The sequence below is a fragment of the Marisediminicola sp. LYQ134 genome (assembly GCF_046599635.1).
Taxonomy (GTDB): Bacteria; Actinomycetota; Actinomycetes; order Actinomycetales; family Microbacteriaceae; genus Marisediminicola.
This window is the reverse complement of record NZ_JBKIWP010000001.1, coordinates 1,017,008-1,029,358: the sequence shown is the minus strand read 5'-3', so window position 1 is coordinate 1,029,358 and position 12,351 is coordinate 1,017,008. Positions and strand designations below refer to the sequence as shown.

The following is a 12,351-nucleotide window of genomic DNA, read 5'->3' as shown; positions in this document are numbered from 1 at the left end:
GGCCTCCTCGACTGCCGTGATGCCGCCCGTAGCCTCGGGTCAGGAAAACATATACCAAGTATAACTTTAAGCCTCTAGTAGAGGTTGACGGTTACCAGCGGAGGCCGACGTGAGCTCAAACCAAAATTACCTAGCGGTCATCAAAGTCGTCGGCATCGGCGGCGGCGGGGTGAACGCGGTCAATCGGATGATCGAACTGGGCCTCCGAGGGGTCGAGTTCATCGCGATCAACACCGACGCGCAAGCGCTCCTCATGAGTGATGCCGACGTGAAGCTCGACGTCGGTCGCGAGCTCACCCGGGGGCTCGGCGCCGGCGCCGACCCCGAGGTCGGTCGTCGCGCGGCGGAGGACCACGCCGAAGAGATCGAGGAGGCGCTCGCGGGTGCCGACATGGTCTTCGTCACCGCGGGCGAGGGTGGCGGCACGGGAACCGGAGGCGCCCCCGTCGTCGCGAGGATCGCGAAGTCGATCGGTGCCCTCACCATCGGAGTCGTGACCCGGCCCTTCGGCTTCGAAGGAAAGCGTCGCGCGGCACAGGCCGAGATCGGTGTCACGGCCCTCAAGAGCGAGGTCGACACTCTCATCGTCGTTCCCAACGACCGACTGCTCGAGATCAGCGACCGGGGCATCAGCTTCCTCGAGGCGTTCGCGACGGCCGACCAGGTTCTCCTCGCCGGTGTGCAGGGCATCACCGACCTCATCACAACCCCCGGTCTCATCAACCTCGACTTCGCCGACGTCAAGTCGGTCATGCAGGGGGCGGGCTCGGCCCTCATGGGCATCGGCTCGGCTCGGGGCGCGGACCGCGCAATCAAGGCCTCAGAGCTCGCTGTCGCATCGCCGCTCCTCGAAGCGAGCATCGACGGGGCTCACGGGGTGCTGCTCTCGATCCAGGGCGGATCGAATCTCGGCATCTTCGAGATCAACGACGCGGCTCGACTCGTGCAGGAGGCCGTGCACCCCGAGGCCAACATCATCTTCGGTGCCGTCATCGACGACACTCTCGGTGACGAGGTGCGCGTGACCGTGATCGCGGCCGGATTCGACGGGGGCGAGCCCGAAGCGAAGAAGCCCGAGCGTCGCGCCGCGCACATCGATGCGAGCATCCCCGCCGCGGTCGTCTCCGGTGGGATCACGAGCGCCGCCCCTGCCGCGAGTGACCAGCCGCAGGCTGTCGCGTCGTCGTGGAGCCCCGAGGCCTCGCTTCCCGCGGCCCCCGACCCCGTCTTCGACGCGGACGACGAGGACGACCTCGACGTTCCCGACTTCTTGAAGTAGCCCGCCATCGCCGACCAGCCGTCGGGCGCGGAACCGGGCGACGACGCGTCCTCCCCGGGGTCGAGCTCGGTCTCGACGCCCGCCCTCGCGGACAACCTCCGGGTCGTCCGCGAGGGCATAGCCGAGGCCTCGCGGGAGGCCCAGCGTGGCGCCGACGATGTCACGCTCGTGATCGTCACGAAGTTCCACCCTGCCTCTCTCGTGCGGAGCTTGCACGGGCTCGGCGAGCGCGCCTTCGGCGAGAATCGACATCAGGAGGCCCAGGCGAAGAGCGCCGAGCTCGCCGACCTCGACCTCGAGTGGCACTTCGTCGGGCAGCTCCAGAGCAAGAAGGCGCGCCAGGCGGCGGCGTATGTGCGCGCCATCCACTCTCTCGACCGTGACTCGGTCATCGACGCGCTCGGAGCTCGCGACCTCGACGCCGACTCCACCCTCATCGACGGTTTCGTGCAGATCAACCTCACGGACGATGCCGCGCGCGGCGGGGTCGACGAGGTCGACGTCGAACGATTCGCCGACCGTGTCGCGGCGACCCCCGGGCTCACGCTGCGCGGAGTCATGGCTGTCGCGCCCCTCGGCGTCGACCCCCGCAGGGCCTTCGCGCGCGTGCGGGAGATCTCGGAGTCGGTCGTGCGGAACCACCCTCAGGCCACCGCGATCTCGATGGGGATGTCGGGCGACTACCGTGACGCGATCCTCGAGGGCGCGACACACCTCCGTGTCGGGTCGGCAATCACGGGAAACCGGCCGGCCGAGCGTTAATGTCGAACCGAAGATCCCCACAGGAGGAACGAAATGGCGAACCCGCTGCGCAAGACCATGGTCTATCTGGGCCTCGCGGACGAAGAGTTCGACTATGACGAGCAGGATGCCGCTCAGCAGAACAAGCAGCAGCCTGCCGCGGCTCCCGCGGCGCACCAGCCTGCCGCGGCCTCCACTCCCGCGCCGGCGAACGCCGGTCGCGCCCCTGTGACCCCCCTGCGCCGAACCACGACGACGACGACGAAGAATGCGGCTCCCGCTGAAATGAATGAGATCCTCACAGTCCACCCGCGTCACTACAAAGACGCTCAGATCATCGCCGAAAGCTTCCGCGACGGCATCCCCGTGATCATCAACCTCTCGCAGATGACCGAGTCCGAAGCGCGGCGACTCGTCGACTTCGCGAGCGGGCTCTCGCAGGGTCTCTACGGGAAGATCGAGCGCGTGACCAAGCAGGTCTTCCTGCTGTCGCCCGCGCACATCGCCGTGAGCGGCGAGCAGGCCGACGCCGAGCCCGAGGTCGACGCCTCGTTCTTCGCTCAGAACTGAGCCGCCGAGCTCCCGCGTGGAGCGTCTGCCCCGACGTGATGGGCTAACGTCGGTTTCGTGATCGTCTCCCTCATCGCCGCCGTCGCGTACTACGCACTCCTGCTCTACTTCTTCGCGATGTGGGCGCGATTCATCCTCGATCTCGCGCGAAACTTCGCGCGGTCGTGGAGGCCTCGCGGGACCGTGCTCGTGCTCGCCGAGTTCGTCTTCACCATCACCGATCCCCCCATCCGGGCGGTGCGCAAGATCATCCCCCCTCTGCGATTCGGGGGAATCGGGCTCGACTTCGGGTGGAGCATCGTGATGCTCGGCGTGATCGTGCTCATGTACATCGTGCGCGCCTTCGCCTGAGGGCTGCAGCGTTCGTCGAGATCGACGGCGCGCGAGCGGGCGAATGGCGATCTGTCGTCGTCAGGAGTTTGCTAGCGTGGTCACAGTTGAAACCCGGTGCGAAACCGCTCGGTCCAAGAATCTTGAGGTGACACTATGGCCCTGACTCCCGAAGACGTCGTCAACAAACGCTTCCAGCCGACTAAATTCCGTGAGGGTTACGACCAGGACGAGGTCGACGACTTTCTCGACGAGGTCGTCGTCGAGCTGCGTCGCCTCGGCCAGGAGAACGAAGAGCTCCGTCAGCGCGTGAGCGCGGGAGGCTCCGACCTCTCTTCCGCCGCCGCTCCCGCTCCCACCGCGGTCGTCGAGACAGCTCCCGAGCCAGAGTCGGCTCCCGAGCCCGAGCCGACGCCCGAGCCCGAGCCGACCCCCGAGGTCGTCGCGGCCCCCGTCGCCGTGACCCCGGCTCCGACCACCACGGCGCCGAGCGCCGAGCTCGACCCCAACAACACCAACAACCTCCTGCAGCTCGCTCGTCGGCTGCACGAAGAGCACGTCAAAGAGGGAATCGAGAAGCGCGACGCTCTCATCGCCGAGGGTCGCGCGTCGGCGGAGCGCATCGCGAGCGACGCGCAAGCCGAGCAGAAGGCTCTCGTGGCACGCCTCGAGACCGAGCGTTCGGTCGTCGAGCGTCGCATCGAGGGTCTCCGCACCTTCGAGCGCGAGTACCGCCAGAAGCTCAAGGGCTACATCGAGGGTCAGCTCCGCGAGCTCGACTCGTCGAGTGGCGACATGACATCGTCGACGCCGGGCGCGAGCGCCGGCATCGGCAATCAGGCCTTCGGTGGCAACTGAGTCGCGAGCGGCGACTCCTCGGGCGAAGATCGACGTCAGGGCGCTTGTCGTCCTGGCGTCGATCGCTGTCGCCGTCTACCTGAGCGATCAGGTATCGAAGTATCTCGTCGTCGAGAATCTCGAGCTCGGTCGGCCTGTTCAGATCCTCGGTGAGGCACTCGAGTTCGTCTACGTCAAGAACCCCGGAGCGGCGTTCTCGCTCGCGAGCGGGTCGACGTGGATCTTCTCGATCGCCGCGTCGGTCGTCACGGTCATCATCATCGTGCTCGCCAGGCGCATCCGCTCGACGAGCTGGGCCGTGCTCTTCGGAATGCTCCTCGGCGGAACCGTCGGCAACCTCACCGACCGTCTGGTTCGAGAACCGAGCATCGGACTCGGGCACGTCGTGGACTTCATCCAGGTGGCGTACTTTCCGGCCGTCTTCAACATCGCCGACATCTTCATCGTCTCGAGCATGGGGCTCTTCATCATCCTCACCGTGCGCGGCACGGGCCTCGACGGGGTGAGGGAGTCGGAGCGCGCGAGCGACGCCGCTGCCGAGAACTCGGTCGACGGCACCGCGGGTAGCGCCCCGCTCGACGACCCCACGGTCCGGTAGAGACATGGAGTCCCGCAGTATGCCGGTGCCCGAGGGGCTCGGTGGAGAGCGCGTCGACGCGGCACTCGCCAAGCTCCTCGGCTTCTCGCGCACCTTCGCAGCGGAGGTCGCGGCGACGGGAGGGGTCACCGCAGACGGCGTGACACTCGGCAAGTCCGATCGGCTGCACGCCGACAGCTGGCTCGAGGTGACCTGGCAGGTCAAAGACGCCCCCGTGATCGAACCCGTCGTCGTGCCGGATCTCGCGATCGTCCACGACGACGACGACATCGTCGTGATCGACAAACCCGTCGGGGTCGCTGCGCACCCCTCGGTCGGGTGGACGGGCCCGACCGTGCTCGGTGCTCTCGCGGGTGCCGGATTCCGCATCTCGACGTCGGGTGCCGCCGAACGCGCGGGGATCGTGCACCGCCTCGACGCCGGCACGAGCGGCCTCATGGTCGTGGCCAAGTCCGAGCGCGCCTACACCGAACTCAAGCGCGCCTTCCACGACCGCGAGGTCTCGAAGATCTACCACGCCGTCGTGCAGGGGCACCCCGATCCGCTCGCGGGCACGATCGACGCGCCGATCGGCAGGCACCCCGGGTCGAGTTGGAAGTTCGCGGTCGTTCGCGACGGCAAGGACTCCGTCACCCACTACGAGACGATCGAGGCGTTTCCGAGCGCGTCGCTCCTCGAGATCCACCTCGAGACGGGGCGCACCCACCAGATCAGGGTGCACATGGCCGCCCAGCGGCACCCGTGCGTGGGCGACACGATGTACGGCGCCGACCCCACGATCTCGGCACGACTGGGCCTCTCGCGCCAGTGGCTGCACGCCCTCGAACTCGGGTTCAGGCACCCGGGGACGGGCGAAGACGTGACCTATCGCACGACCTATCCTCACGATCTGCAGCACGCTCTGGATGTGCTCCGCGGGGACTGATCGACCCGTAGTCTTGAGTCTGATTTCCACCTCGGCACAGCGGAGGCAACCCGTGGCATCCACCGATTCATTCGTCCATCTGCACGTGCACAGCGAGTACTCGATGCTCGACGGTGCGGCCAGGGTGGGGCCCCTCATCTCGGCGGCTGTCGACCAGGGGATGCCCGCGATCGCGATGACCGACCACGGAAACGTGTTCGGCGCCTACGACTTCTGGAAGACCGCCACGAGCGCCGGGATCAAGCCCATCATCGGCACCGAGGCGTACCTCACGCCCGGGACGCATCGCGGTGACAAGACGCGCGTGCGCTGGGGGAACGGCGGACAGGACGACGTTTCGGGCGCGGGGGCGTACACGCACCTCACGATGCTCTCGGAGTCGACCGAGGGCATGCACAACCTCTTCAGGCTCTCGTCGAAAGCGTCGCTCGAGGGCTACTACTTCAAGCCGCGCATGGACCGCGAGCTGCTGAGCCAGTACTCGGCGGGTCTCATCGCGACGACCGGCTGCCCGAGCAGCGAGGTGCAGACGCGCTTGCGACTCGGTCAGTACGACGAGGCGAGAAAAGCCGCGGCCGAGTTCCGCGACATCTTCGGCAGAGAGAACTACTTCTGCGAGATCATGGACCACGGTCTCGGCATCGAGCGTCGCATCATGGGCGACCTCCTGCGTCTCGCGAAAGACCTCGACCTCCCGCTCGTCGCGACCAACGACCTGCACTACACGCACTCGCACGACGCGACCTCGCACGCGGCCCTCCTGTGCGTGCAGTCGGGCACGACCCTCGACGACCCCAACCGGTTCAAATTCGACGCCGACGAGTTCTATCTCAAGACGGCCGAGCAGATGCGGCACCTCTTCCGCGACAACCCGTCGGCGTGCGACAACACCCTCCTCATCGCCGAGCGCTGCAACGTCGCGTTCGACGAGAGCGCCAACTACATGCCCGTCTTCCCGCTCCCTGAGGGCGAGACCGAGGCGACGTGGTTCGCCAAGGAGGTCGAGGCGGGGCTCGACCGCCGCTACCGTGACGGCGTCTCGACCGAGGTGCGCGAGCGTGCGGCATACGAGATCGGTGTCATCTCGCAGATGGGGTTCCCCGGCTACTTCCTCGTCGTCGCCGACTTCATCAACTGGGCTCGCCGCAACGGCATCCGCGTCGGCCCCGGTCGTGGCTCGGGAGCCGGCTCGATGGTCGCCTACGCGATGGGCATCACCGACCTCGACCCCATCCGTCACGGGCTCATCTTCGAGAGATTCCTCAACCCCGACCGCGTCTCGATGCCCGACTTCGACGTCGACTTCGACGAGCGTCGACGCGGCGAGGTCATCCGCTACGTGACCGAGAAATACGGCGACGATCGCGTCGCGCAGATCGTGACTTACGGAACCATCAAGGCGAAGCAAGCGCTCAAAGACTCGTCGCGCGTTCTCGGGTTCCCCTTCGGCATGGGGGAGAAGCTCACGAAGGCCATGCCCCCCGCGATCATGGGCAAGGACATCCCGCTCACCGGGATCATGGACAAGGACCACCCCCGGTGGAAAGAGGCGGGCGACGTGCGCGCCGTGCTCGACACCGACCCCGAGGCGCGCACGGTCTTCGACACCGCCCTCGGCCTCGAGAACCTCAAGCGGCAGTGGGGCGTGCATGCGGCCGGCGTGATCATGTCGTCGGAACCCCTCCTCGACATCATCCCCATCATGAAACGCGAGCAAGACGGCCAGATCGTCACGCAGTTCGACTACCCCGCGTGCGAGTCGCTCGGACTCATCAAGATGGACTTCCTGGGGCTCAGAAACCTCACGATCATCGACGACGCCCTCGACAACATCAAGGCGAACCGCGGTGAGACGCCGGTGCTCGAGGAGCTCGAACTCGACGACCCGCTCACCTACGCACTTCTCGCGAAAGGCGACACCCTCGGGGTGTTCCAGTTCGACGGCGGCCCGATGCGGTCGCTCCTGCGACTCATGCGGCCCGACAACTTCGAAGACATCTCGGCCGTCGGCGCGCTCTACCGACCGGGCCCGATGGGGGCGAACTCGCACACGAACTACGCGTTCCGCAAGAACGGGCAGCAGGACATCGACTACATCCACCCCGAGCTCTCCGAAGCGCTCCAGGATGTTCTCGGCACGACCTACGGCCTCATCGTCTACCAAGAGCAAGTGATGTCGATCGCGCAGAAGCTTGCGGGCTTCTCGCTCGGTCAAGCAGACATCCTGCGGCGCGCGATGGGCAAGAAGAAGAAGTCCGAGCTCGACAAGCAGTTCGAGGGCTTCTCCGCGGGTATGCAGGCCAACGGTTACTCGATGGATGCCGTGCAGACCCTCTGGAACATCCTGCTGCCGTTCTCGGACTACGCGTTCAACAAGGCGCACTCGGCGGCCTACGGCGTGCTCTCGTACTGGACGGCCTACCTCAAAGCGCACTACCCGGCCGAATACATGGCGGCCCTCCTGACGAGCGTCGGCGACTCGAAAGACAAGCTCGCGATCTACCTCAACGAGTGTCGGCGCATGGGCATCAAGGTGCTCGCACCCGACGTCAACGAGTCGATCGGGTTCTTCGCGGCCGTCGGTGACGACATCCGATTCGGCCTCGGCGCGGTGCGCAACGTCGGCTTCGCCGTCGTCGACCAGATCCGGGCCGCACGCGAGGAGAAGGGGCGGTTCTCGTCGTTCCACGACTTCCTCAAGAAGGTGCCGATCTCGGCGGCCAACAAGCGCACGGCGGAGTCGCTCATCAAGGCGGGCGCGTTCGACTCCCTCGGCTCGACGAGGCGTGCCCTGCTCGAGATCCACGAGGACGCCGTCGAATCGGCCGTGACCGTCAAGCGCAACGAATCCCACGGGCAGGTCGGCTTCGACTTCGACAGCCTCTGGGACGAGCCGGACGCCGTCGTTGCCGTGCCGGAGCGGCCCGAGTGGTCGAAGCGCGACAAGCTCGCCTTCGAGCGCGAGATGCTCGGCCTCTACGTCTCCGACCACCCTCTCGCGGGGCTCGAGCTGCAGCTCGCGAAGCACGCGTCGGCGACGATCGCCGAGATCCTCACGGGGGAGTCCACGGCCGACGGCGACACCGTGACGGTGGCGGGGCTCGTCACGAGCGTGCAGCACCGCACCGCGCGCAACTCGGGCAACCAGTACGGCCTCGTGCAGATCGAAGACTTCGGGGGCGAGATCACGGTCATGTTCCTCGGCAAGACCTACCAGGAGTTCTCGCCCGCCCTCGCGAACGACCAGGTGGTCGTGATCCGCGGCCGCGTGAGCATGCGCGACGACGGCATGAACCTCCACGCCCAGAACATGTTCTCTCCCGACCTGGGTCAGAGCCTCGGATCGGGGCCGCTCGTCATCTCGATGCCCGAGCATCGCGCGACGACACAGGTCGTGAGCGACCTCGGCGACGCGCTCATCAGGCACGTGGGCGACACCGAGGTGCGCCTCAAGCTCATCAAGGGCGACTCGGCGAGACTCTTCGAGATTCCGTATCCGGTCACCGTCTCGCCTGACCTCTTCGGCGAATTGAAGTCGCTCCTCGGACCCAACTGCCTGCAGTGATCGCGCGGTTCGCGCGCATCCTCACGCCCTACTGTTAAGACGCAATGATCCAGACCATCGACCTCCGCGGCCGCAGGCCCACTCGAGCCGAACTCCTCGCGGCTGTTCCCCGATCCCTCACCGACGTCTCCGAGGCATCGGATGCCGCCGCGGCGCTCATCGCCGACGTGCGGGCTCGAGGCACGGTCGCGCTCACCGAGCAGGCCGTGCGATTCGACGGCGCCGCCCCCGCGCACACGAGGGTGCCAGGCGAGTCGATCGCCCGGGCCGTCGACTCGCTCGACGCCGCCGTGCGCGACGCCCTCGAACTCGCGATCGACCGTGTCGCGACGGTCTCCCGCTCGCAGGTCCCCGCCCCCGTCACGACGACGCTCCTCGACGGGGGCACCGTGACCCAGAGGTGGAGTCCCATCGATCGCGTCGGGCTCTACGTCCCGGGAGGAAAAGCGGTCTACCCCTCGAGCGTCGTGATGAACGTCGTTCCGGCGCAAGCCGCGGGCGTGCCGTCGATCGCGCTCGCGTCGCCGCCCCAGAAGGCGTTCGGTGGCGAGGTGCACCCGACGATCCTCGCCGCCGCGGGCCTCCTCGGCATCGACGAGGTCTACGCGATGGGCGGTGCCGGCGCGATCGGCGCCTTCGCCTACGGCGTCGACGACCTCGGCCTCGACCCCGTCGACCTCGTGACCGGTCCGGGCAACATCTACGTCGCCGCGGCGAAACGCCTCGTGCGCGGAGTCATCGGCATCGACTCCGAGGCCGGTCCGACCGAGATCGTCGTCATCGCGGATGCGGGCGCCGACGCGCGACTCGTCGCCGCGGACCTCGTGAGCCAAGCCGAGCACGATGAGATCGCCGCCGCGGTGCTCGTGACCGACTCCGTCGACCTCGCCGAGCGGGTGCGACACGAACTCGACGACCTCGTGCCGAACGCTCACCACGCGGCTCGCGTGCGCACGGCACTCGGGGGAGTGCAGTCGGCGATCGTGCTCGTGGACGACATGGGCGAGGCCGCGCGGTTCAGCAACGTCTACGGTCCCGAGCACCTCGAGCTGCAGACATCCGACACCCCGGGGTTGCTCGCGCTCATCACGAACGCGGGCGCGGTCTTCGAGGGCGAGCACTCGCCCGTGAGCCTCGGGGACTACCTCGCGGGGTCGAACCACGTGTTGCCCACGGGCGGCCAATCGCGGTTCTCCTCAGGGCTCGGTGCCTACACGTTCTTGAGGCCGCAGCAAGTGATCCGATATAGCGCGACGGCTCTCGAGACGGTCGGTCGTCACGTCGTGGCCCTCTCCGAGGCCGAAGACCTGCCGGCCCACGGAGCCGCAGTGAGCGCGAGGCTCGAGCGCCCGTAGCGAGCCTGCGTCGGGTGAGCGGCTGCCGGGCCTATCCTGGGAGCACGATGTTCTGCCCCTTCTGCCGCCACCCCGACTCGCGTGTCGTCGACTCGAGGACGAGTGACGACGGCCTCTCGATCCGTCGTCGCCGGCAGTGCCCGGAGTGCGGCCGGCGCTTCACGACGACCGAGACCGCGAGCCTCAACGTCGTCAAGCGGAGCGGGGTCATCGAACCGTTCAGCCGGGACAAGATCGTCACGGGAGTGCGCAAAGCCTGCCAGGGTCGACCGGTCACCGACACCGATCTCGCGATCCTCGCGCAGAAGGTCGAAGAGGCCGTGCGCGCGACCGGTGCCTCGCAGATCGACGCCAATAACGTGGGACTCGCGATCCTCCCTCCGCTGCGAGAACTCGACGAGGTCGCCTACCTGCGCTTCGCGAGCGTCTACCAGGGCTTCGACTCGCTCGAGGACTTCGAGGCGGCCATCACGCAATTGCGCGTCGAGCACGGCGCGCCGGCATCCGCCGACTGACGCCGCCGTGTACCCCCTCCTCTTCCGCGTCGTCTTGCGCAGGCTCGACCCCGAGCGCGCCCACCACCTCGCCTTCGCCGTCATCCGCGCGATTCCGCGCACACCGTTCGCGCCACTCGTCCGCCGGCTGACCAGGCCACACCCCGGCCTCGCGACGGAAACTCTCGGGTTGCGATTCGACTCGCCGTTCGGTGTCGCCGCGGGTTTCGACAAGAACGCCGAGGGTGTCGTCGGGCTCGGAGTGCTCGGATTCGGTCACGTCGAGGTCGGAACGATCACCGCGATCGCGCAAGACGGCAATCCCCGCCCCCGACTCTTCAGGCTCGTCGACGATCGCGCCGTCATCAACCGGATGGGCTTCAACAATCGCGGGGCGCGCGACGCCGTCGACCGGCTGCGCCTCGTGCGATCACGGCGAGCACGGCCCGTCGTCGGCGTCAACATCGGCAAGTCCCGCGTTGTCGACGTCGACGCGGCCGTCGACGACTACCTCGAGAGCGCGCGGCTCCTCGCGCCCCTCGCCGACTACCTCGCGGTCAACGTCAGTTCGCCGAACACCCCCGGGCTGCGCGGGCTCCAAGAGCTCGACAGACTCGCCCCCCTCCTCGGCGAGGTCAAGAGCGCGGCTCAGGCGACCCCGGTTCTCGTGAAGATCGCGCCCGACCTCGACGACGCGGAGGTGCGCCGCATCTCCGAGCTCGTCGTCGAACTCGGGCTCGACGGCATCATCGCGACCAACACGACCCTCTCGCGGAACTCGCTGCGCGCGACCGACAGCGAGGTCGCCTCGATCGGCGCCGGCGGGCTCTCGGGAGCACCGCTCGCGGCCCGCTCGCTGCAGGTACTGCGGATCATCAGGTCGGTCGTCCCGGCCGACCTGTGTGTGATCTCCGTCGGGGGAGTCGAGACGGCCGAGGATGTCGCCGGGCGACTCGCCGAAGGCGCGACGCTCGTCCAGGGCTACACGGGGTTCCTCTACCGAGGACCCCTGTGGGCGAGACAGATCAACCGCGGTCTCGCTCGCCTCAGGTGGGAAACTTCCAGCGCTTGACCTGGGGCTTCGGAAGCCTCATCGGGCGCAACTGGATGGCGCGCATCGCGGCGTACCAGCGGGTGCCGCGCTGCACGCTGTCGGGCCCGAACTTCTTCTTGATCTTGCGCGTCACGATCGACCCGAGCAAGAAACTGTCGATGATCGTGAAGACGAAGAACGCCCACAGCGCGATGAACGAGTAGACCGCGGACTCCGGCAGGAACGTCGTGAGGATCACGAGGAACATGAGCGGGATGAGTGCCTCGCCCACGCTGAACCGCGCATCGACGTAGTCGCGCACGAAGCGACGCTGCTCACCCTTGTCGCGAGCCGGGAGATAACGCTCCTCGCCATTCGCCATGCCGATGCGCGCCTTGTCGCGCGCGGCAGCCATCTTGGCGCGAGCCTCCTTGTTGGCCGCGCGGCGGTCCGTGGGAACGAGCGGGCGCATGTTGGCAGCCTCGCGCTCACGTCTCGTGGGTGTCGCCCGACCCTTGCCTCGGGTCACACCGTCGGTGGTGAGCTCGTCGGCGACGACGTCGTCGCTCTTGCCTGCGGGGGTCTTGGCCATGGGAATCCTTG

The 12,351-nt window shown here is 67.4% G+C and carries 12 protein-coding genes; 11 read left to right on the top strand and 1 reads right to left on the bottom strand.

What is annotated here, in order from left to right:
- Positions 1-109: 109 nt before the first annotated feature.
- From ftsZ to ACLHIH_RS04970, 11 genes are all read left to right on the top strand, one after another.
- Positions 110-1,279 carry a cell division protein FtsZ gene (ftsZ, locus tag ACLHIH_RS05020; RefSeq protein WP_411315600.1) on the top strand — a complete coding sequence of 390 codons (1,170 nt, stop codon included), beginning with the start codon at positions 110-112 and terminating at the stop codon, positions 1,277-1,279.
- Between the two features lie 6 nt (positions 1,280-1,285).
- Positions 1,286-2,041, top strand: a complete 756-nt coding sequence (locus ACLHIH_RS05015) for a YggS family pyridoxal phosphate-dependent enzyme (RefSeq protein WP_411316318.1) — start codon at positions 1,286-1,288, stop codon at positions 2,039-2,041.
- Positions 2,042-2,074: 33 nt separating this feature from the next.
- Positions 2,075-2,590, top strand: a complete 516-nt coding sequence (locus tag ACLHIH_RS05010; RefSeq protein WP_411315599.1) for a cell division protein SepF — start codon at positions 2,075-2,077, stop codon at positions 2,588-2,590.
- A gap of 57 nt (positions 2,591-2,647) precedes the next feature.
- Positions 2,648-2,941, top strand: coding sequence for a YggT family protein (locus ACLHIH_RS05005; protein WP_411315598.1), 294 nt, complete (start codon positions 2,648-2,650; stop codon positions 2,939-2,941).
- A gap of 135 nt (positions 2,942-3,076) precedes the next feature.
- Entirely contained in the window at positions 3,077-3,778 is a 702-nt protein-coding gene (locus ACLHIH_RS05000; RefSeq protein ID WP_411315597.1) for a DivIVA domain-containing protein, read from the top strand.
- Entirely contained in the window at positions 3,768-4,376 is a 609-nt protein-coding gene (lspA, locus tag ACLHIH_RS04995; RefSeq protein WP_411315596.1) for a signal peptidase II, read from the top strand. The genes ACLHIH_RS05000 and lspA overlap by 11 nt, the downstream gene beginning before the upstream one ends.
- 4 nt (positions 4,377-4,380) lie before the next feature.
- A complete protein-coding gene (locus ACLHIH_RS04990) occupies positions 4,381-5,301 on the top strand; it encodes an RluA family pseudouridine synthase (RefSeq protein ID WP_411315595.1) in 921 nt (306 codons plus the stop codon).
- Positions 5,302-5,404: 103 nt separating this feature from the next.
- Positions 5,405-8,866 carry a DNA polymerase III subunit alpha gene (dnaE, locus tag ACLHIH_RS04985; protein WP_411316317.1) on the top strand — a complete coding sequence of 1,154 codons (3,462 nt, stop codon included), beginning with the start codon at positions 5,405-5,407 and terminating at the stop codon, positions 8,864-8,866.
- A gap of 44 nt (positions 8,867-8,910) precedes the next feature.
- Entirely contained in the window at positions 8,911-10,221 is a 1,311-nt protein-coding gene (hisD, locus tag ACLHIH_RS04980) for a histidinol dehydrogenase (RefSeq protein ID WP_411315594.1), read from the top strand.
- A gap of 47 nt (positions 10,222-10,268) precedes the next feature.
- Positions 10,269-10,736 carry a transcriptional regulator NrdR gene (gene nrdR, locus ACLHIH_RS04975; RefSeq protein ID WP_411315593.1) on the top strand — a complete coding sequence of 156 codons (468 nt, stop codon included), beginning with the start codon at positions 10,269-10,271 and terminating at the stop codon, positions 10,734-10,736.
- 7 nt (positions 10,737-10,743) lie between these two features.
- The gene (locus ACLHIH_RS04970; RefSeq protein WP_411315592.1) at positions 10,744-11,787 is read left to right on the top strand and encodes a quinone-dependent dihydroorotate dehydrogenase; all 1,044 of its coding nucleotides are present in this window, start codon (positions 10,744-10,746) and stop codon (positions 11,785-11,787) included.
- Here the strand turns inward: ACLHIH_RS04970 and ACLHIH_RS04965 are convergent.
- Positions 11,762-12,340 carry a DUF3043 domain-containing protein gene (locus ACLHIH_RS04965; RefSeq protein ID WP_411315591.1) on the bottom strand — a complete coding sequence of 193 codons (579 nt, stop codon included), beginning with the start codon at positions 12,338-12,340 and terminating at the stop codon, positions 11,762-11,764. The two genes, ACLHIH_RS04970 and ACLHIH_RS04965, sit on opposite strands and share 26 nt — an antisense overlap.
- Positions 12,341-12,351: the final 11 nt, after the last annotated feature.

Bases quoted from the DNA above. Each gene is read 5' to 3' on its own strand.
- ACLHIH_RS05010 (WP_411315599.1), top strand. From the start codon at position 2,075: ATGGCGAACCCGCTGCGCAAGACCATGGTCTATCTGGGCCTCGCGGAC.
- ACLHIH_RS05000 (WP_411315597.1), top strand. From the start codon at position 3,077: ATGGCCCTGACTCCCGAAGACGTCGTCAACAAACGCTTCCAGCCGACT.
- ACLHIH_RS04990 (WP_411315595.1), top strand. From the start codon at position 4,381: ATGGAGTCCCGCAGTATGCCGGTGCCCGAGGGGCTCGGTGGAGAGCGC.
- dnaE (WP_411316317.1), top strand. From the start codon at position 5,405: ATGCTCGACGGTGCGGCCAGGGTGGGGCCCCTCATCTCGGCGGCTGTC.
- hisD (WP_411315594.1), top strand. From the start codon at position 8,911: ATGATCCAGACCATCGACCTCCGCGGCCGCAGGCCCACTCGAGCCGAA.
- nrdR (WP_411315593.1), top strand. From the start codon at position 10,269: ATGTTCTGCCCCTTCTGCCGCCACCCCGACTCGCGTGTCGTCGACTCG.
- ACLHIH_RS04965 (WP_411315591.1), bottom strand. From the start codon at position 12,340: ATGGCCAAGACCCCCGCAGGCAAGAGCGACGACGTCGTCGCCGACGAG.